Here is a 20,077-nt window from a genome sequence, read left to right as displayed (position 1 = left end):
AGCCTTGTCGTGCCACGGAGAGCGTGCTTGGACACAGTTTTTATTGAGGGTCTGGAAGTCGACACGGTGATTGGTGCCTACGACTGGGAGCGCACCATTCGCCAGTGCCTGCGTCTGGACCTGTACCTGGGCTGGGACAACCGCCCAGCTGCTGCGGGTGATGACCTGGACAAGGCGCTGGATTACGCCCGCGTGTCGCAACGCATCCAGGCGTTCGCCAGCGAATCGCAGTTCATTCTGGTGGAAACCTTTGCCGAGCGACTGGTTGAGTTGCTTATGGCTGAGTTTCAGATTCCCTGGGTGCGGCTCAAGCTGACCAAGCCCGGCGCCGTGCCGGCGGCCAGTGGTGGGGTGGGCGTGGAGATCGAGCGCGGATGTCGCTAACTCCCGTTCTGCTTGGCATGGGCAGCAATATCGGCCGTGAGGCGCACCTGTGCGCCGGCTTGGAGGCGCTCGCCGGGCTGCTCAGCGAGATGCGCTGCTCGCCGGTGTTCGAAAGTCAGGCGGTCGGCATCAAGAGCGGGCCGTTCTTCAATCTGGTGGTGGCCGGCTACAGCGAGTTGCCATTGGGCGAGCTGGACCGCCGGCTGAAATTTATCGAAGCCGATAACGGCCGCTATGCGCCTGAACGCAAGGGCCTGCCGCTGGATATCGACGTGCTGCTGTACGGCGATCTGGTCGGCAATTTCGATGGTCTGATCCTGCCGCGTGCGGAAATTCTGAAAAACGCCTTCGTTCTCTGGCCGCTGGCTCTGCTGGTGCCAGATACCCTGCACCCGGCGCAGCAGCGCAGCTTTGCCGAGCTGTGGCAGGCGGCGCAGATTGACCAGCAGTTGTGGCCGGTGGCGTTCACCTGGCGTGAGCAGCAGCTGACGCCGCCCGCGCTGTGTGCCGAGTTCCCCGCCAACCCCTGATCAGGGCGTGCTGACGATAATCGCCACGCGGCGGTTTTCGCTGCGTCCTTCGGCGGTGTTGTTGTCGGCAATTGGTTTGCTCTGCCCGAGGCCGCGGGTGGTAATCAGTCGCGCATCCATCCCTGCGCCTTGCATCACGGTCGCCACTGTCTTGGCCCGGCGCAGCGACAACTGTTCGTTGTAGGCCGGCTGGCCGACGTTATCGGTGTGGCCTTCCAGGCGTACCTGCTGAATGCCGACGCCAAGCAGCGCCTGGGTGATTTTGGTCAATTGTGTGGTGCTGGCACTGGATACCACCTCGGAGTCGGTGTCGAACAGCACCTTGCCGGAAAGTCCCAGTTCCCAGCCGTCCTCGGTCCACTGGAATCCGTGGCTCTTGAGCAGGGCGACCTGTTCGGCGCTGAGGCCCTTGGGTGTGCTCTGGCACCCGCTGAGGAGTGCCACGCCGAGCGCGCTGATAAAGATCAATCGCAATAAGCTGCGCAAAGTGAAGCTCCTTGTTTACTGGGGCAGAGGATCTTGGCTTTTGGCCATGGTGCGTCCGCCCTGGCTGCGTTTGGCGTGGTACATGGCGACATCCGCCTCATGCACCAGCGCTTCGGGGTTGTCGGCATGCTCTGGGTACAGCGCGATGCCGATGCTCAGGGAGGTGGTGATGCTGCCGCCTTCGGGCAAGGCGATGGGGGCGTGCATGCTGTCGATGATCTTGTCGGCAATCAGCACGGCATCGTCTTCGTGATGAATGGGTTTGAGCAGCACGGCGAATTCATCGCCGCCCAGGCGGGCGACGGTATCGCCTTCGCGCAGTTGTGCGCGTAGGCGCTGGGCAATGGCGATAAGCACGGCATCGCCAGCGGCGTGCCCTTGCTGGTCGTTGATTTCCTTGAAGCGGTTGCTGTCGAGAAACAGTACGGCCATTTGCGTCTGGCTATCGCGGGCTTCACGCATGGCGCCAAGCAGGCGAGACTCGAAGAAGGCGCGGTTGGGCAAGCCAGTCAGCGCGTCGTGGCTGGCCTGGTGCGCCAGTGAGGCGTTCTCGCGCTCCAGCAGGTGCTGCCAGGCTTCGAGTTGATCGAGCAGGGCGTTGAAGTCTTCGGCCAGCTCGTTGAGGTCGGCGATATGGGTGGCCGGCACGCGCTGGTTGAACGTGCGGTCCACGGAAATGCTGTGCGCCACCTCGGACAAGTTGCGCAGTGGGCCGGTGATGGCACGCTGGATGCGTTTGGAACCGTAGGCCGCGCCCAGGGCGCTGAGCGCCAGGCTGGCGAGCAGGCCGAGTAGGCCAAAGAACAGGAAGCGCAACAGGGTGGTGCCCTGGCCACGAAGGTGCAGCGCGCCTATCTGCTGGCCCTGGTAGGTGATCGGCTGGACGACAATCTCCGGCAGCAGCAGGCGGGCAATCGACTGTTCGGCGCTGCTGAGCATGCTGTTGCTGGGGGTATCCAGGCTGGCGAGCAGGTTGCCGGTATCGTCGAAGACCGCCACCGCTGCGATTTCTTCGGTCTTGCAGATCTGCTCCAGGGTTTCCTGTATGGCCACGCGGTCGTTGAACACCACGGCGGCTTCCAAGGTGTAGGCCAGCGAACGGGCAATCAGTTGCAGGTTGTGGCCGGCATAGGTGCTCAGCGCCAGTAGGCTGACCAGGGTCAGCGACAGGCCGGTCAGGCCCATGGCCAACAGGGCCACGCGCAGGTGGGCGTGATGCAGGAGGCGGCGCAGGCTTGGGCGCTGCTGGGCGGCTTGTGGCTTTCTGCGGTTCATGGCTGCGGCCCTGCGCGTTTGCCCAGTTGCAGCACGTTGGGGTGAATGCGGATGCCACTTCGCGCGACGGCATCGAGGTTGACCTTGAAGGCGACATGCTCATCGCTGATGTTCAGGCAGAACAGGCTGCCCTCGCTGCAGGCTTTGCTGCTTTCGCTGATGGTCAGGATAGGTTTACCGACCAGGCGGTTGAACAGTGCGAGGCGCTGATTCTCCTCAATCACGCCGAGGTATACGGCGTCGCACTCGGTTTCCAGCTGCGGGCTGTCTACCAGCAAGCGGCGCACCTGTACCGGCTGGCGCGATTCCAGTTCGTGGTTTTGCCACAGTTGGTCGGTGTATTCGGTTGGCGCAATCACGCACAGGCGCAGGGTGTCGTGCTGCTGAGGCCAGCGGGCGTAGCTGAGGATGCCGTGAACCACATGGGCAACCTGATTGGCGCGCAGAGTGGCACTGTCCGGTGTGGCCGCTTCGGCGCGAGCCAATGCCGGCAGGAATGCGAGCAGTACACTACAGAGCAGATGTCGAGGTGTGCGCATAAACAGAATACGGGTCAGGTACAAAGTGAAGGTCTCCGGCGTGGCCTGTTCAGTGCTTGTGTGCCGTACGGGTTGGGTGCACAAGCAGGCTCTTGTTGAGTAAAGCGCATACGCTTAGATTTTGGCGTCAAAATTTATGCGTGATTGGGCTGGAGGCCTAGTGCTGCAAGGGCTCCAGCCTAACAGTGTGTTGCGCGGAACGCTACGTTCGAGGGTGTGCCTGGCAGAATTGCTGCACTGCCTGCAGACGTTCTTCCTGCAGGGCGTTGCCCAGTTCGGCGCCTTGCAGGCCACGAGCCAGCAACGGCTGTACGGCCACTGCCCGCGCGGCATGCATGGCAGCGCGCAGGTAGTCCGCTTGTGGGTAGGGCCGTTGCTCCAAACCGAGGCGGCCGCGGGCGTCCATCTCGCAGGCGGCGATAAACTCTTCAAAACGCTGCGGGCGGCGGAACACGTCGAAACCTTGCAGCAGCTTGAGCAAGGTCGAGGGTTTGAGTTCCAGGGCGCGGTGGCCGTGGGTGTGGAACTCGCCGACCTGTAGAGCCAGTTCCTGACAATCCTTGGGCGCCTTGCAGCGTTGGTTGATCGCCCGGATCAGTTTCAGGCCCTTGTGTTCATGGGCGATGTGGCGTGGCCACTCGGCCTCGGGCGTCAGGCCCTTGCCGACATCGTGCAGCAGGCAGGCCCAACGCACCGTCAGCGGTTGTTGGTGTTCGGCGCACTGGCGCAACACGCTGAGGACATGCACGCCGGTGTCGATTTCCGGGTGATGGGCCGGTGGCTGTGGGATGCCGAACAGCACGTCGACCTCCGGCAGCAGAACGCGCAGCGCGCCGCAGTCGCGCAGCACCTGAATAAATACATCCGGGCGCGGTTCCATCAGCGCGCGGGAGATTTCCTTCCAGCTGCGTTCCGGCGTCAGCGCCGTGAGTTCGCCGGATTCGCTCAGTTCACGCATCAGCGCCATGGTTTCTGCGGCCACGCTAAAACCCAGGGGCGCATAGCGGGCGGCAAAACGGGCGACGCGCAGCACGCGCAGCGGGTCTTCGGCAAAGGCCGGGGAGACATGGCGCAACAGCTTGGCGGCCAGGTCTTGCTGGCCGCCGTAGGGGTCGATCAGTGTGCCGTGATCGTCCTCGGCCATGGCGTTGACGGTCAGGTCGCGGCGGATCAAATCCTCTTCCAGGGTGACTTCTGGACTGGCGAAGAAGGTGAAACCGCCGTAACCGCGCCCGCTCTTGCGTTCGGTGCGCGCCAGGGCGTATTCCTCGCCTGTCTGCGGGTGCAGGAACACCGGGAAGTCCGCGCCTACCGGACGGTAGCCCAATTCAAGCATCTGCTCGGCGCTGGCGCCGACCACGACCCAGTCGATCTCGCTGACCTCGCGGCCCAACAGGCGGTCGCGCACAGCGCCGCCCACTTTGTAAATCTGCATGGCTCATCCTCCGTTGTGCAGAGCATAACGGCTGGATGCCGGGGTTGTCCGGTTAGTGCTGTGGCTTGGTGACGTTCTGAAGGGGGCTGGATTGCACTGGCTACGGGCTGGCCGTGGGAATCTGCTGCAGGAGTGCTTGGGTGGCGCGCTCGAGCAGTTCGGCGCTGTCTTTGGCCGGGCTCAGGCCGGTGCTGACCAGGCCCTCCCAAAGGGTTTGCTGTTCTGGGGTCGTCAGGCGGATGCGTAGGGTACCGGTTTCATCTCGCAGACGATGGATCGCCTGGTAGGGGCCGAGTGGAGTGGGCGGGGCTGCGTCGACCTTGAAATCCAGTGGGCTCTCCTGCACGGCCAGCCAGTAATAGACCTGAATTTCTGCTCTCGGGCTGGCTTGGTAACCGCGGTTGCTCAGGCCTTCGCGCAGCAGTTGCTCAAGCTGTTCATAGCGCTCGGCAAAGGGTACGTCACCCTCTACCGCCTGCTCGGCAGCGATCAGGCTGAAGCTGCGTTTACTTGCCAGTTCGGCGCTGGCGGGGGTCAGGACCTGGGCGCGCGGTAGCTGGCTGCTACAGGTGGCCAGGGCCAGGCACAGCAGTAACACGGTAAACAGGCGCATCAGCAGACTCCCGGTTGCTCTGCTGCGCATGCTGGTGTTCGACATGGTGCCTGCGCAACCGATCAAATGGGCGGAATCATCAGATCGAGGCGTGGGTAGTCGTTGTCATGCTCGTTCTCATGTTTGGGCGGCACGTGCTGGGTGCTGATCAGTTGTTCGCCCTGATAGATCTCCAGGTGGATGTTGAAGCTCCACAGACGGTGCAGGTGCTTGAGCACTTCCTCGGTCGAATTGCCCAACGGTTTGCGGTCATGCTGCTGATGGCGCAGGGTCAGTGAGCGGTCGCCGCGCCGATCAATGCTCCATATCTGCACGTTGGGTTCGCGGTTGCCCAGGTTGTATTGCGCCGCCAGGGTTTCGCGGATGCTGCGATAGCCGGGCTCGTCATGGATAGCAGGGACGTACAGTTCGTCTTTCTGGTCGTCGTCGAGAATGCTGAACAGCTTGAGGTCGCGGATCACCTTGGGCGACAGGTACTGCAGGATAAAACTCTCATCCTTGAAGCTGGTCATGGCGAACTTCAGGGTGCTCAGCCAGTCGCTGCCGGCAATGTCGGGGAACCAGCGGCGATCTTCTTCGGTGGGTTCTTCGCAGATACGGCGGATGTCGCGGTACATGGCAAAACCCAGGGCATAGGGGTTGATGCCGCTGTAGTAGGGGCTGTCGAACGGCGGCTGGTAGACCACGCTGGTGTGCGACTGCAGAAACTCCATCATAAAGCCGTCGGTGACCAGGCCTTCGTCGTACAGGTCGTTCATCAGGGTGTAGTGCCAGAAAGTGGCCCAGCCTTCGTTCATCACCTGGGTCTGGCGCTGCGGGTAGAAGTACTGGGCGATCTTGCGCACGATGCGAATGATCTCGCGCTGCCAGGGCTCCAGCAGCGGCGCGTGTTTTTCCAGGAAGTACAGGATGTTTTCCTGCGGTTCGGCAGGGAAGCGCTTGCTGTCTTTGCCATCACCTTTGCTGGCGCTTTTCGGGATGGTGCGCCAGAGGTCGTTAATCTGCTTCTGCAGGTGTTCTTCACGATCCTTCATGCGCCGCCGTTCCTCTTCGGCGGAGATCGGGTAGGGGCGTTTGTAGCGGTCGACGCCGTAGTTCATCAGGGCGTGACAGGAATCCAGTAGGTCTTCCACCGCATCGATGCCGTGGCGCTCCTCGCACTGCATGATGTACTGCTTGGCGAACACCAGGTAATCGATGATCGAGCTGGCGTCGGTCCAGGTGCGGAACAGGTAGTTGCCCTTGAAGAAACTGTTGTGGCCGTAGCAGGCATGTGCAATCACCAGGGCCTGCATGCAGATGGTGTTTTCTTCCATCAGGTAGGCGATGCACGGATCGGAGTTGATCACGATCTCGTAGGCCAGGCCCATCTGTCCGCGCTTGTAGCCTTTTTCAGTGCTGAGGAAGTGTTTGCCGTAGGACCAGTGGTGGTAACCCAGCGGCATGCCCACTGAGGCGTAGGCATCCATCATCTGTTCGGCGGTGATCACTTCGATCTGGTTGGGGTAGGTGTCCAGCGCATAGCGCTCGGCGATGCGCGCGATCTCCCGGTCGTACTGACGGATCAGTTCAAAGGTCCACTCCGAGCCAGTGGAAATCGGTTGGCGCTTCTTGTCTTTGCTGTTGCTCATGTCACGAGCCTCCGCTGGAACAGGTCGCGGAATACCGGGTAGATGTCGCCGGCCGACACCAGCTGCTGTTGGGCAAAGGTGTCGGCGAAGGCTTCGCTGACCTGCTCGTACTCGAACCACAGCGCCTGGTGCTCGCGCGGGGTGATCTCGACGTAGGTGAAGTACTGCACGAACGGCATGATCTGCTTGATCAGGATATCCCGGCACACCGGCGAGTCGTCATTCCAGTTGTCGCCATCCGACGCCTGGGCGGCGTAGATATTCCATTCGTTGATCGGGTAGCGCTCGGCCATGATCTCCTGCATCAGCTTGAGCGCACTGGAAACGATGGTGCCGCCGGTTTCGCGCGAGTAGAAGAACTCCTGCTCGTCCACTTCGCGGGCACTGGTGTGGTGACGGATAAACACCACCTCGATCTTGTCGTAGTTCCGTTTGAGGAACAGGTACAGCAGGATAAAGAAGCGTTTGGCGATGTCTTTGGTCGATTGGGTCATCGAGCCGGACACGTCCATCAGGCAGAACATCACCGCTTTCGAGCTGGGGTTGGGTTGCTTGACCAGCAGGTTGTATTTGAGGTCGAAGGTGTCGAGGAAGGGCACACGCTTGATCCGCGCACGCAGTTTGCCGACTTCTTCTTCGAGTGCTTGGATATCGCTGAGGTTGTCTGGCTGCTCCAGCTTCAGGCGCTCCAGTTCGGCCTGGGCGCTTTTGAGCTTGTTGCGGCTGCTGCCGGACAAGGCAATGCGACGGGCATGGGCCGAGCGCAGAGTGCGCACGATATTGATGCGCGACGGGTTGCCTTCATTGCTGATACCGGCCCGCACATTTTTGAAGGTGTCGCTGCCGGTCAGGTGGCGCTTGATCAGATTGGGCAGTTCTAAATCCTCGAACATGAAGTCGAGGAATTCCTCCTGGGTGATCTGGAAGACGAACTCGTCCATGCCTTCGCCGGAGTTGCTGGCCTTGCCTGCGCCTTGTCCGCCGCCACCGCCTTGCGGGCGGGCAATCTTCTCGCCGGTGGTGAATTCGCGGTTGCCGGGGTGCACGGTGGTCTGGCGACCACCGCGGCCGTGGTGCAATACCGGCTCGTCGATATCGCGACCGGGGATGCTGATCTGTTCGCCGTGCTCCATATCGGTGATGGAGCGGCGGCTGACCGCTTCTTCCACGGCCTTCTTGATGTGGTCACGGTAGCGCCGCAGGAAACGCTGGCGGTTTACCGTGCTCTTGTTCTTGCCGTTCAGGCGGCGGTCGATCACATGGCTCATAACTGCCCTCCGTGCACTGCAGGCATCAGGCGCAAGCGCTGGCAGAGCACGTTGCCGCGCTCTGCGCTGCTCCCTGGCCGGTTGCGCCAGGCCGCTTTATTGCGATTTACGAACCCGCAGATACCACTCGGACAACAGGCGCACCTGCTTGTCGGTGTAGCCGCGCTCGACCATGCGAGTGACGAAGTCGTTGTGTTTCTGTTGATCCTCCTTGCTCGCCTTGGCGTTGAAGCTGATAACCGGCAGCAGGTCTTCGGTGTTGGAGAACATTTTCTTCTCGATCACCACGCGCAGCTTCTCGTAGCTGAGCCAGGTGGGGTTCTTGCCATTGTTGTTGGCGCGGGCGCGCAGCACGAAGTTGACGATCTCGTTGCGGAAATCCTTCGGGTTGCTGATGCCTGCGGGTTTCTCGATCTTCTCCAGCTCCTCGTTGAGGGCCACGCGGTTGAGAATCTCGCCGGTTTCCGGGTCGCGGTATTCCTGATCCTGAATCCAGAAGTCGGCGTACAGCACATAGCGGTCGAAGATGTTTTGCCCGTACTCACTGTAGGACTCGAGGTAAGCGGTCTGGATTTCCTTGCCGATAAACTCGATGTAGCGCGGCGCCAGGTACTCCTTGATAAAGCGCAGGTAGCGCTCGCGGGTTTCGGCGGGGAACTGTTCCTGCTCGATCTGCTGCTCCAGCACATACAGCAGGTGCACCGGGTTGGCCGCGATCTCGTGGGGGTCGAAGTTGAACACCTTGGAGAGAATCTTGAAGGCGAAGCGGGTCGACAGGCCGTTCATGCCTTCATCGACACCGGCGCTGTCGCGGTATTCCTGAATCGACTTGGCCTTGGGGTCGGTGTCCTTGAGGTTTTCGCCGTCGTAGACGCGCATCTTCGAGTAGACGTTGGAGTTTTCCGGCTCCTTCAGGCGGCTGAGCACGGAGAACTGCGCAAGCATCTTCAGCGTATCCGGCGCACAGTGGGCCTTGGACAGCGAGCTGTTGATCAGCAGCTTGTCGTAGATCTTGATCTCGTCCGACACGCGCAGGCAGTACGGCACTTTGACGATGTAGATGCGGTCGATGAACGCCTCGTTGTTCTTGTTGTTACGGAAGCTGTGCCATTCCGACTCGTTGGAGTGGGCCAGCAGGATGCCGCTGTAAGGGATCGCGCCGAGGCCTTCGGTGCTGTTGTAGTTGCCCTCCTGGGTGGCGGTCAGCAGCGGGTGCAGCACCTTGATCGGTGCCTTGAACATCTCGACGAATTCCATCAGGCCCTGGTTGGCCCGGCACAGCGCGCCCGAGTAGCTGTAGGCGTCGGCGTCGTTCTGTGGGTATTCCTCGAGCTTGCGGATGTCCACCTTACCGACCAGCGCGGAGATGTCCTGGTTGTTTTCGTCGCCCGGCTCGGTCTTGGCCACGGCGATCTGGTTGAGGATCGACGGGTACAGTTTGACTACGCGGAACTGGCTGATATCGCCGCCGAACTCTTGCAGGCGCTTGGTGGCCCAAGGCGACATGATGCTGTTGAGGTAGCGCCGGGGGATGCCGTAATCCTCTTCGAGGATGGCGCCGTCTTCAGCGTCGCTGAACAGGCCCAGTGGCGACTCAAATACCGGCGAGCCTTTGATGGCATAAAACGGCACCTTTTCGATCAGGTTTTTGAGTTTTTCCGCCAGCGAGGATTTACCGCCGCCTACCGGGCCGAGCAGGTAGAGGATTTGCTTCTTCTCTTCCAGACCTTGAGCGGCATGGCGGAAGTAGGAAACGATCTGGTCGATGCACTCTTCCATGCCATGGAAGTCGGCAAACGCCGGGTAACGGCGAATCACCTTGTTGGAGAAAATTCGCGAGAGTCGTGGGTCGGTTGAGGTATCGAGCAGTTCCGGCTCACCGATGGCCAGCAACAGGCGCTCGGCTGCCGAGGCGTAGGCGCTGCGATCCTGTTTGCACAGCTCGAGGTACTCCTGGAGGGAAAACTCCTCCTGGCGAGTCGCTTCGAAACGTTGTTGGAAGTGGCTGAATATGCTCATGACTTCACCTCGCTCGATGCGCAGAGCCGGTGCGGGTTCGGTCAGGCGCTTGGTAGCCCCGGTGCGGATGCCGCCGGGTAAAACCCCCAGAACACCTAATAATCTTGGAACTTGTCCAACGTCTGCTGCGCGTCGGCCCTGCTGCGTTAAGAACAGACTCGGAATGCTCATTTACATCAGTAAACTCCGCTTCCTCGCCTGTTCTTGCCCTGCATGACTCTAGCTCGCGAGACCTTGAACAGGTTCTTACCGATGGCCCGATGCCGTTTGGCCGGCTCTACCTTGTTTTGGATGGCCTGAGCTAAAGGATAGTTCGGAATCAGCGAGGTCAAGGGCCGAGCAACGATAACAGGATATTGCTGCTGCTCGGCAATGCCCGGCAGGCCACAGCTGGCGCGGCCTGGGCGTGGAGAAAATTATTCTTCCGAGCTGTGTGCGGTGTCGTTAGGGAAGGTTGTGCGCCACAGTTCGAAGCCGCCATCAAGGCTGTAGACGTCGCTGAAGCCCTGGCTGACCAGATAGGTCGCCGCGCTCTGGCTGGAGTTGCCGTGGTAGCAGGTGACGATCAGTGGTGCGTCGAGATCGGCCTGAGTGATAAAGGCGTGCAGCGAGTGATTGTCGAGATGCTGCGAGCCGCTGATGTGTCCGGCGGCAAAGCTTTGTGGATCACGAATGTCGACCACCACTGCGCCTTGCTGACGCAATGCCTGGGCCTGCTCGGGGGGGATGCGTTTGAACTCGCTCATGCTTGCTCCTTACAGTCGCAGCTGTATTTCTCGCCGCTATCGATATTCATCAGGGTCATGCTCGCGCCCCATACACAGCCGGTGTCCAGGGCGATCACGTCAGGCTCTGGGGATTGTCCTTCGAGTGCCGCCCAGTGGCCGAAGATAATGCGCTGGCCGCGGGTCTTGCGCTGTTTGTAACTGAACCAGGGGGCGTAGCCGGCAGGGGCGCTGCCGACACCTTCCTTGCTTTTCAGGTCGAGGGTGCCATCGGCCTTGCAGAAACGCATGCGGGTGAAATAGTTGGTGATCACCCGCAGGCGCGTCACACCCTGTAAATCACCGTCCCATTTGGCGGGCTCGTTACCATACATACCGTCGAGAAACAGCGGCAGGCGCGCGTCGTCGCGCAGGGCTTCCTCCACTTCAGCAGCGCGCTTGAGCGCTTTGCTCATGTTCCACTGCGGCGGAATGCCGGCATGTACCAGGGCGGTGTCACGAGCTTCGTCGTAATGCAGCAGCTTTTGCCGGCGCAGCCAGTCGAGCAGGTCGGCGGCATCCGGCGCGTCGATGATTTCGCGCAGGGTGTCGCCTTTCTTCAAACGCTCGATATTGTGCGCCACGGCCAACAGGTGCAGGTCGTGATTACCCAGCACGCAGGTCAGGACACTGCGCATGCTGTAGAGAAAGCGCAGCGTCGCCAGCGACTCAGGGCCACGGTTGACCAGGTCACCGACCAGCCACAGTTTGTCCTGTGCCGGATCAAACGCCACACGTTCAAGCAGGCATTGCAGGGGTTTCAGGCAGCCTTGCAGGTCGCCGACGGCATAGGTACTCATTAGTGTAACGAGCCCGGCACCGCGAGACGGAAGGGCGCGATCACAGCGTCAAAGCGTTTGCCGTCTTCGGCGAGCATCTGGTAGCTGCCCTGCATGATGCCCACGCGGGTGGTCATCACTGTGCCGCTGCTGTAGGTGTGGCTGGCACCGGCTTCGATCAGCGGCTGCTGACCGACTACGCCGGCACCGCGGACCTCCTGCACACGGCCATCACCATCGGTGATGACCCAGTGGCGGGACAGCAGCTTGGCCGGCAATTCGCCGTTGTTGCTCACCGTAACGGTGTAGGCGAAGGCAAAACGGTTCTGTTCCGGCTGCGACTGCTCCGGCAGGTAGCGGGTCACGACGCTGACGTCGATGTGGTAACGCGGATCGCTCATGCGTAATTAACTCGGTAGGCAGAAACCAGTCTAGCCACTGTCAGGCGGTGTTGGTGTGCTCAGCCAGTTGATCTGCCAGGCGTACAAATGCCGCGAGATCCAGCTGTTCCGGGCGCAGGGTGCCATCAACCCCGGCGGCCTCGATGGCCTCAGCAGGCAGCAGCGCCTTGAGGGTGTTGCGCAGGGTTTTGCGGCGTTGGTTGAACGCTTCGCGCACCACGCGCTCAAGCAGGCGGTGATCCTTGGCGGGATGCGGCAGGACCTCGTGCGGCACCAGGCGGACGATGGCCGAATCGACCTTCGGCGGCGGATTGAACGCACCCGGACCGACATTGAACAGGTGCTCCACGCGGCAGTGGTACTGCACCATGATCGACAAGCGGCCCCAGTCGCCACCACCCGGTTCTGCGGCCAGGCGCTCGACCACTTCCTTCTGCAGCATAAAGTGCATGTCGCGAATCAGGGGGGCGTTATCCAGCAGGTGGAAGATCAGCGGCGTAGAAATGTTGTACGGCAGGTTGCCAACCACGCGCAGGCTGTGCGGCGCGGCCTGCAACTGGGTGAAGTCGAACTTGAGGGCGTCACCCTGATTCAACCGGAAGCGCGGGTTGTTGCCGAACTGACCTTGCAGGATAGGCACCAGGTCGCGGTCAAGCTCGATCACGTCGAGCTGCGCGCCGCTGTTCAGCAGGCCCTCGGTCAGCGCGCCCTGGCCTGGGCCGATTTCCAGCATGTGCTCGCCTTCACGGGCGTGAATAGCGCGCAGGATGCGGTGAATCACCCCGGCGTCATGCAGGAAGTTCTGGCCGAAACGCTTGCGCGCGCGGTGTTGGTATTCGGACATGCAGCAGCTCCAGGCTTCACGCCAGTGGCGTGAGGCGAATGTAACGCGGGTAGAAAGCCCGGCAGTTTAACAGCATTGGCGGCTTGCACCCTGTGCCGGCCTTGGCCATCAGCGGCTTTTCAGCTGGCTGGCAGCCATTTCATAGGCGGTTTGCAGGGCAACCTGCAGGCTGCCGCAGTCGATCTGGCCCGTGCCGGCCAGGTCCAGCGCAGTACCGTGGTCGACCGACGTGCGGATGATCGGTAGGCCTAACGTCACGTTGACCGCTGCGCCGAAGCCCTTGTACTTGAGCACTGGCAAGCCCTGGTCGTGGTACATCGCCAGCACCGCATCGCAATGCCCGAGATGTTTGGGGGTGAACAGGGTATCGGCCGGTAGTGGACCGATCAACTCGATACCCTCTGTGCGCAGCTGCTGCAGGGTCGGCTCGATAATTTCAATTTCTTCACGGCCCAGGTGGCCGCCTTCACCGGCATGCGGGTTGAGACCGCAGACCAGAATACGCGGGCGAGCGATGCCGAATTTCGTGCGCAGGTCGTGGTCAAGAATGCGCGTGACTCGGCTGAGGCGCTCGGGGGTGATGGCGTCGGCCACATCCTTGAGTGGCAGGTGCGTGGTCACCAGTGCTACGCGCAGGCCATGGGTGGCGAGCATCATCACCACCTGTTCGGTGTGGGTCAGCTCGGCGAGAAACTCGGTGTGCCCGGAGAAAGCAACCCCGCCCTCGTTGATCACGCCCTTGTGCACCGGGGCGGTAATCATCCCGGCGAAGTGGCCGTCGATACAGCCTTGACCGGCACGGGTCAGGGTTTGCAGCACGTAGTGAGCATTCTCCGGGTTCAACTGGCCGGGGCTGGCCGCTGCGGCCAATGGCGTGTCCCAGACATACAGACTGCCAGCAGGCGCTGCCTGGGTCGGCCAGGCTTCTGGGCCGACATTGATCAGCTCAATGTCTAGCCCTAGCGCCTGGGTACGCTCAGTCAGCAGATCGCGGCTGGCAATGGCGATCAGGGCGTGCGGCTGCGCCTCACGAGCCAGTAGCAGGCACAGATCGGGGCCTATGCCGGCAGGTTCACCAGGGGTCAGGGCAAAGAGGCGGGCAGTGGTCATCGGCAGGCTCTCGTGTATCAAGCGGGGGATCAGTGGTCTTGGTGGCTACATTATGCGTCGCTGTATGGGCGCAGCGCAGAAAAAAGCCCGGTTATGCGTGGGCATGAACCGGGCTTGATCTGCTGCTTCGCGAGGACGCGTGCCTGTCAGAGTTTGGTCTCGACGTAGGCTTCGTCGCGGATTTGCCGCAGCCAGGCTTGCAGCTCTTCATCGTACTTGCGGTTGCGCAGTACGGTCATGGCTTGCTGCTCGCGGAACTGTGCGCTGCTATCCGTGGCGCGACGGCCCATAACTTCCAGCACGTGCCAGCCATACGGGCTCTTGAACGGCTTGGACAGCTCACCTGCCGGCGTGTTGTTCATCACTTCACGGAATTCCGGTACCAGGGCGTTAGGGTCGATCCAGCTCAGGGTGCCGCCATTGAGTGCGGAACCCGGGTCTTCGGAGAAGTTCTTCGCCAGTTCGGCAAAGTCTTCGCCGGCCAGGATGCGCTGGTAGAGGCGCTCAACCAGGCGTTTGGTCTCGGCCTCACTGCGGATTTCGCTGGGCTTGATCAGGATATGACGCACGTTGACTTCGTCGCGCACCTGATTGCCGCCACCGCGTTTCTCCAGCAGCTTGAGCATGATGAAACCGCCAGGCGTGCGCATTGGTTCGGTGACCTGACCGACCGCCAGGGCGCTGATCATGGCATCGAACGGTGGCGGCAGCTGGCCGGCCTTACGCCAGCCCATCTCGCCGCCTTCCAGTGCGGTTTCGCTGGCCGAGCGGGCAATCGCCAACTGAGCGAAGTCAGCGCCCTGTTGCAGTTGCTGATACAGCTCGCGGGCTTGACGGTCAGCCGCCTGGATATCTTCCGGAGAAGCACCTTCGGTAACTGGAATCAGGATGTTGGCCAGACGGAATTCTTCCGACAGCTGCATTTTGCCCATGTCCGAGGCGAGGAAGTTCTGCACTTCCTGGTCGGTGACCTGAATACGTTCAGCTACACGGCGCTGGCGTACGCGGCTGATGATCATCTCGCGACGCACCTGGTCGCGCGCATCATTGTAAGACAGGCCGTCTGCCGCCAGGGCGGCGCGGAACTGCTCGATGCTCATGCCGTTACGCTGAGCGATGGTGCCAATGGCCTGGTTCAGCTCTTCGTCGGTGATGCGGATGCCGGAACGCTCACCGATTTGCAGCTGGATATTCTCGATGATCAGGCGTTCCAGCACCTGCTGGCTCAGTACATGCTCAGGCGGCAGTGCGGCACCGCGCTGGGCAATGGTCTGCTGCACTTCACGCAGGCGTGAATCGAGCTGGCTCTGCATCACCACGTCGTTATCGACAATCGCTACAACGCGGTTGAGCGGTTGTACTTCAGCCTGTGCCGCAGTACCCAGAAACAGCGCGCCCAACAGCAGCGGGCGCACGCAATCAGAAAGCTTTGTCTTCACGTTCACGATAACCTTGAATGCCTTGGTCGAGGAAAGTCTCAACTTTATTGCCGACTACACCACCCAGACCTTTGAGCACGATCTGCAGGAAAATACCGCGGTCTGCCTGGTCGTTACGCGACGGCTGCAGGCTCACTTCGTCGTAGTCGATCCAGTAGCGGTTGATCAGGCGCAGTTTCCAGCAGCAGCTGTCGTACTCGAAGCCGGCAAAGGCTTCCAGTGTACGGTCGCGGCCGTAGTCGTACTGCCAGCGAGAGATCACGCTCCACTGCGGCACAATGGGCCAGATGACCGAGAAATCGTGCTGGCTGATCTTGTAGTAGTCCTTGATGTATTCAGGTGTGCCGGGGGTGCCGTAGTCGCCACCGCCCACGACCCAGTTACCACTGGCTTCGTCATAACGCACGCTGTCATTGCGGTAGCGATAACCGGCGTTGACCACCTTGTTCGGGTTGTCTTCAGGCTGGTAGTGGAACATCGCACTGCCGGAGCGTGTGCTGCCGCTGTCCGGATCCCAGTTGAAATCCGAGGAGAAACGCCAGTCGCGGTTAAAGCGATAGAGGTACTCGAGGGCGTACGGCGATACCGAGGCGGTTGCATCACCGCGTGTGCGGTAGTCGATGCCCGGCATCTGCACTTTGCGGTCTTCGAAATAGACGGCCTGGCCGATGCTGAAGCGCTGGCGTTCGAAGCCATTCGGTTCGATCCAGCGACTGGTTACGCCCAGCGACAGACGATTTTCATCACCGATACGGTCCTTGCCCGAAAAGCGGTTTTCACGCCATAGCGAGGAGTAGCTGAAGGTGCTTTCGCTGGTGTCGAAGACGGGAATATCGGTCTGATCTTCTTCTGGTACATACAGGTAGAACAGCCGAGGCTCTAAGGTTTGGCGGAACTGCTGGCCGAACCATTGGGTGTCGCGATCAAAATACAGGCCGCTGTCCAGGCTAAACATGCCAACGCCACGGTTTTGACTGCCTTTGTATTCTTGCTCATTCAGCAGAGTATTTTTGCCTTGTTGATCCAGGCTCAGGTCATAACTGGTTTGTAGGTACTTGACCTGCGGTGTGACATAGCCCCAGCTCCAGTTCAGCGGAAGGCTGACGGCTGGCTCAACATGCATGCGCTCGCCATTGGCACGAGCAAGACCGCGTAAGCGTTCGTCATACCAGTCTTCTAGTAGGCCGTTTTCATCTGAAAACTGGCCACTGCGCAAGTTACGATCAAAGCGAACATATTCAGCGCCATAGCTGAAGTTCAGCCCCGCAGGCTCGTAAGGCAGTACGCCTTCGAGTGTCAGCTGTGGCAGACGGTTGTACGGGGTGATATCGGTGATATTGGCCAACTCGTAAGCGTGCGCATTCAGGCGTGCGACGTAGCTGTCACCACGGTAGGTCAGGGTGCCGCGCTGGTTGACATAGCTCGTGGAGCTTATGCCCAAATCACTGTCCAGATCTTGGAAGTAGTACGGGTCGCTGATGTCGGTGTAGTCAACCTCTGCCAGCAGGCGCGAGGTCAGGCCGGTCTTGTGCTGCCAGCTGTACATCCAGCGCTGGTCTTCGTACTCGGACTGCAGCTTGCGGTCGTCGTTGCTGTCGTCCAGGTAAGCGGCGCCGAACTGGCCTTCGCTGTTCTTGGTGAGGTAGCGGAATTCGCCTTCCATCAGCAAGCCGCGGTCGCTCATGTAGGTCGGGTACAACGTGGCGTCGTAGTTCGGGGCCAGGTTGAAGTAGTAAGGCGTTTGCAGGGTCAGGCCATTGTCGCTGGAGCTGCCGATGCTGGGTGGCAGGAAGCCGGACTGACGACGATCATCGATTGGGAAGTAGATATACGGTGTGTAGAACACCGGAATATTCTTCACCCGCAGGGTCACGTTGGTCGCGGTACCGAACCCGGTGGCTGGGTTCAGAGTGATGTTGTTGCCCTTCAGGTGCCAGGCGTTGCTGCCAGGTTCGCAGCTGGTGTAGGTGCCGTCTTTCAGGCGGATGATCGCGCTTTCTTCGCGTTTGGCGTAGAGCGCGCTGCCGCGAATATGGCTCTTGTGCAGAACGTATTCAGCGTTATCGACCTTGGCTTCGCCGTTGTCCAGTTGCAGCTCGGCGCGGTCACCCACTACCAGCATGCCCTGGTCGCGCAGGCGTACATTGCCGACCAGCTCACCACGGTTTTCTGCCTGGTGTAGGTTGGCTTCGTCTGCCTCGACCTGCATGCCAGCCTGACGCAGAACTACATCACCGGCGAGGGTGGCAACCTGTTGTTCCTGCTGATAGCGCGAAGCCTTGGCTGAGACGAACATCGGCGCTTCGTCCATCGGCGTCTTGTCGTCCATGCCCGGGCGAGTCGGCTCTACATACGCACCGGCGCAGTAAGGGCCGGCTTCTGCCAGCTGGGCGGCGGTGAGGTTCTCACGCGGTACCCAATCAAGGTGGCTGTAATCAGCGCTGCGTGAGGTCAGGCCTTTGCCACGGCTCTCGGTAACCAACGTGGTTTGCGCTGCTTGGCTCTTGCCAGGTTCAGTTTTGCCATCAGCCGCCTTGCTGCTGGCAACCGAATCACGTTGTACTGGCCGGGCGGGCAGTGCAGCATTGCTGGCTTTCGGGGCGCATGCCCAGCCGCCGGTGGCGGAAACCTGGCAATCATACTGCTCGGCAGCGACAGCAAAAGGGACGGCTACAGGCTGTAGCGCCAGAAGGCTGCCAGTGACCAGTAGAGGGAATTTTTTACGAAACGCGGGGTATTTTACTGCCATCTTATTTTTTCCGGGCTTCCTGCGCGCCATTGGCCCTGAGGCCGCACGCCTCTCGATGGGCTTGAAAAGATGCTGGATAATAAAGCATGACCCGCGCAACGGCTAGCGCCGTCGGAGACCTTGTAATGCCTGATGAAGATGTACGCCTGAAACTCCTCGAAAACTGGCTGGATCAGCAGCTGCCTGGGCTGTTTGCCGAGCAGGGCTGGGGCGCTGTGCCGGCTGCCAGCCTGACGTCGGCCAGCAGTGATGCCAGTTTTCGCCGCTATTTTCGTTGGCAGGGGGCTGGGCGCAGCCTGATTGTGATGGATGCGCCACCGCCGCAGGAAGATTGCCGGCCCTTCGTCAAGGTGGCCCAGTTGCTGGCTGAAGCACGGCTCAATGTGCCGCAGATTCTCGCCGCGGACCTTGAACGCGGCTTTTTGCTGCTCAACGACTTGGGGCGGCAGACCTATCTGGATGTGATCAACGAAGGCAATGCGGATGAGCTGTTCGCCGATGCCATGCAGGCACTTCTGGCTTTCCAGCAGTTACCGATGAGCACGCCGTTGCCCAGCTATGACGATGCCCTGCTGCGCCGTGAGCTGCAGCTGTTTCCCGAGTGGTATGTGCAGCGGCACCTGGGAGTGACGTTGACGGCTGCGCAATTGACGCTCTGGCAGCGCGCCAGTCAGTTGCTGATCGACAGTGCTCTGGCGCAGCCCAAGGTGTTGGTGCACCGTGACTATATGCCGCGCAACCTGATGTGCAGTGAACCGAACCCCGGCGTGCTGGATTTTCAGGATGCGGTCTACGGCCCGGTAACGTACGACATCACCTGTCTGTTCAAGGATGCCTTCCTCAGCTGGCCTGAGGCGCGTGTACGCAGCTGGCTGGAGCAGTATTGGCAGCAGGCGCTTGCTGTCGGTGTGCCGGTTCAGCCGCAGCTTGAGGATTTTCTGCGTGCCAGCGACCTGATGGGAGTGCAGCGTCACCTCAAGGTGATCGGCATCTTTGCGCGCATCTGCCACCGCGATGGCAAGCCCAAGTACCTGGGCGACGTGCCGCGTTTCTTCTCTTATATAGACGCGGTGCTGGCGCGGCGTCCTGAGCTGGCCGAACTGGGTGAACTGCTTGCCAGCTTGCCGCAGGAGCCCGCATGAAGGCGATGATTCTGGCGGCAGGCAAAGGTGAGCGCCTGCGGCCGCTGACTCTGCATACACCGAAGCCGCTGGTGCGTGCCGCTGGCGTCCCGCTGATCGAGTACCACGTGCGCGCTCTGGCGGCCGCCGGGTTTACCGAGTTGGTGATCAACCATGCCTGGCTCGGGCAGCAGATCGAGGATTACCTGGGTGACGGCGCGCGCTTTGGTGTGCGCATCGCCTATTCCGCAGAAGGCGAACCGCTGGAAACCGGCGGTGGAATTTTTCAGGCCCTGCCGCTGCTTGGCGATAAACCCTTTGTGCTGGTCAATGGCGATATTTTCACCGACTACCCCTTTGCCCAGTTGCGCCGCCCGTTAAGCGGTTTGGCTCACCTGGTGCTGGTGGCTAACCCGACGCACCATGCGGGCGGTGATTTCTGCCTGCAGGGCGGCCAGGTCAATGATGCTCAGGCGGGGGAATGCAACTTGACCTACAGCGGGCTGGCGGTACTGTCGCCCGCGTTGTTTGCCGAGTGTCAGCCGGGGGCGTTCAAACTTGCGCCCTTGCTGCGCCAGGCCATGGCTGCGGGCCAGGTCAGCGGTGAGCAGTTTGCCGGGTGCTGGGTGGATGTCGGCACCCATGAGCGCCTGGCTGAAGTCGAGCGACTGCTTGAGGCGCGAGCTTAGG

General features: G+C 60.9%; 19 protein-coding genes. 4 read left to right on the top strand and 15 right to left on the bottom strand.

Translation table 11 applies throughout. The annotated features are described in order from the left end of the window. Positions 1-27 precede the first annotated feature (27 nt). Positions 28-384, top strand: a complete 357-nt coding sequence (folB, locus tag IOD17_RS11650; protein WP_233685271.1) for a dihydroneopterin aldolase — start codon at positions 28-30, stop codon at positions 382-384. Further along, entirely contained in the window at positions 375-914 is a 540-nt protein-coding gene (gene folK, locus IOD17_RS11645; protein ID WP_233685270.1) for a 2-amino-4-hydroxy-6-hydroxymethyldihydropteridine diphosphokinase, read from the top strand. Before folB ends, folK begins: the two co-directional genes overlap by 10 nt. Here folK and IOD17_RS11640 read toward each other — a convergent pair whose 3' ends face one another. The 15 genes from IOD17_RS11640 to IOD17_RS11570 all read right to left on the bottom strand — a co-directional run bounded on the left by IOD17_RS11640 (position 915) and on the right by IOD17_RS11570 (position 18,266). Beyond that, positions 915-1,400: an OmpA family protein gene (locus IOD17_RS11640; RefSeq protein WP_233685269.1), complete on the bottom strand. Its 486-nt coding sequence runs from the start codon at positions 1,398-1,400 to the stop codon at positions 915-917. It abuts the gene before it with no gap. Between the two features lie 15 nt (positions 1,401-1,415). Next, entirely contained in the window at positions 1,416-2,675 is a 1,260-nt protein-coding gene (locus IOD17_RS11635; protein WP_233685268.1) for a diguanylate cyclase domain-containing protein, read from the bottom strand. Continuing rightward, positions 2,672-3,214 carry a YfiR family protein gene (locus tag IOD17_RS11630; RefSeq protein ID WP_418904271.1) on the bottom strand — a complete coding sequence of 181 codons (543 nt, stop codon included), beginning with the start codon at positions 3,212-3,214 and terminating at the stop codon, positions 2,672-2,674. The genes IOD17_RS11635 and IOD17_RS11630 overlap by 4 nt, the downstream gene beginning before the upstream one ends. Before the next feature lie 202 nt (positions 3,215-3,416). Continuing rightward, complete coding sequence (locus IOD17_RS11625; protein WP_233685266.1) at positions 3,417-4,649, bottom strand: multifunctional CCA addition/repair protein; 1,233 nt, start codon at positions 4,647-4,649, stop codon at positions 3,417-3,419. Between the two features lie 100 nt (positions 4,650-4,749). Next, the gene (locus IOD17_RS11620; protein ID WP_233685265.1) at positions 4,750-5,262 is read right to left on the bottom strand and encodes a DUF4136 domain-containing protein; all 513 of its coding nucleotides are present in this window, start codon (positions 5,260-5,262) and stop codon (positions 4,750-4,752) included. 62 nt (positions 5,263-5,324) lie between these two features. Next, the gene (locus IOD17_RS11615) at positions 5,325-6,893 is read right to left on the bottom strand and encodes a SpoVR family protein (protein WP_233685264.1); all 1,569 of its coding nucleotides are present in this window, start codon (positions 6,891-6,893) and stop codon (positions 5,325-5,327) included. Then, positions 6,890-8,161, bottom strand: a complete 1,272-nt coding sequence (locus IOD17_RS11610) for a YeaH/YhbH family protein (protein ID WP_233685263.1) — start codon at positions 8,159-8,161, stop codon at positions 6,890-6,892. Before IOD17_RS11610 ends, IOD17_RS11615 begins: the two co-directional genes overlap by 4 nt. 96 nt (positions 8,162-8,257) lie before the next feature. Continuing rightward, positions 8,258-10,180, bottom strand: a complete 1,923-nt coding sequence (locus IOD17_RS11605; protein WP_233685262.1) for a PrkA family serine protein kinase — start codon at positions 10,178-10,180, stop codon at positions 8,258-8,260. Between the two features lie 416 nt (positions 10,181-10,596). Next, complete coding sequence (gene glpE, locus IOD17_RS11600) at positions 10,597-10,926, bottom strand: thiosulfate sulfurtransferase GlpE (protein ID WP_233685261.1); 330 nt, start codon at positions 10,924-10,926, stop codon at positions 10,597-10,599. Continuing rightward, positions 10,923-11,744 carry a symmetrical bis(5'-nucleosyl)-tetraphosphatase gene (locus tag IOD17_RS11595; protein ID WP_233685260.1) on the bottom strand — a complete coding sequence of 274 codons (822 nt, stop codon included), beginning with the start codon at positions 11,742-11,744 and terminating at the stop codon, positions 10,923-10,925. The genes glpE and IOD17_RS11595 overlap by 4 nt, the downstream gene beginning before the upstream one ends. Further along, entirely contained in the window at positions 11,744-12,124 is a 381-nt protein-coding gene (apaG, locus tag IOD17_RS11590; RefSeq protein WP_233685259.1) for a Co2+/Mg2+ efflux protein ApaG, read from the bottom strand. Before apaG ends, IOD17_RS11595 begins: the two co-directional genes overlap by 1 nt. Positions 12,125-12,164: 40 nt before the next feature. Continuing rightward, entirely contained in the window at positions 12,165-12,968 is an 804-nt protein-coding gene (gene rsmA / locus IOD17_RS11585; RefSeq protein WP_233685258.1) for a 16S rRNA (adenine(1518)-N(6)/adenine(1519)-N(6))-dimethyltransferase RsmA, read from the bottom strand. A gap of 108 nt (positions 12,969-13,076) precedes the next feature. Continuing rightward, positions 13,077-14,078, bottom strand: coding sequence for a 4-hydroxythreonine-4-phosphate dehydrogenase PdxA (gene pdxA / locus IOD17_RS11580; RefSeq protein ID WP_233685257.1), 1,002 nt, complete (start codon positions 14,076-14,078; stop codon positions 13,077-13,079). A 146-nt stretch (positions 14,079-14,224) separates the two neighbouring features. Beyond that, entirely contained in the window at positions 14,225-15,523 is a 1,299-nt protein-coding gene (locus tag IOD17_RS11575; RefSeq protein WP_392541680.1) for a peptidylprolyl isomerase, read from the bottom strand. After that, positions 15,498-18,266, bottom strand: a complete 2,769-nt coding sequence (locus tag IOD17_RS11570) for an LPS-assembly protein LptD (RefSeq protein ID WP_233685255.1) — start codon at positions 18,264-18,266, stop codon at positions 15,498-15,500. Before IOD17_RS11570 ends, IOD17_RS11575 begins: the two co-directional genes overlap by 26 nt. 125 nt (positions 18,267-18,391) lie before the next feature. On the opposite strand from IOD17_RS11570, the gene IOD17_RS11565 reads away from it, so the two are divergent. Together IOD17_RS11565 and murU are read left to right on the top strand one after the other, a co-directional pair. Continuing rightward, positions 18,392-19,408, top strand: coding sequence for an aminoglycoside phosphotransferase family protein (locus tag IOD17_RS11565; RefSeq protein WP_233685254.1), 1,017 nt, complete (start codon positions 18,392-18,394; stop codon positions 19,406-19,408). Beyond that, on the top strand, positions 19,405-20,076 hold the full coding sequence (gene murU, locus IOD17_RS11560) for an N-acetylmuramate alpha-1-phosphate uridylyltransferase MurU (RefSeq protein ID WP_233685253.1): 672 nt from the start codon (positions 19,405-19,407) through the stop codon (positions 20,074-20,076). The genes IOD17_RS11565 and murU overlap by 4 nt, the downstream gene beginning before the upstream one ends. Position 20,077: the final 1 nt, after the last annotated feature.

It is taken from the genome of Pseudomonas anguilliseptica (assembly GCF_021375795.1).
Classification (GTDB): Bacteria; Pseudomonadota; Gammaproteobacteria; order Pseudomonadales; family Pseudomonadaceae; genus Aquipseudomonas; species Aquipseudomonas anguilliseptica_A.
Note: the sequence above shows the minus strand (reverse complement) of the source record. Positions and strands in the feature narration are given on the sequence as shown.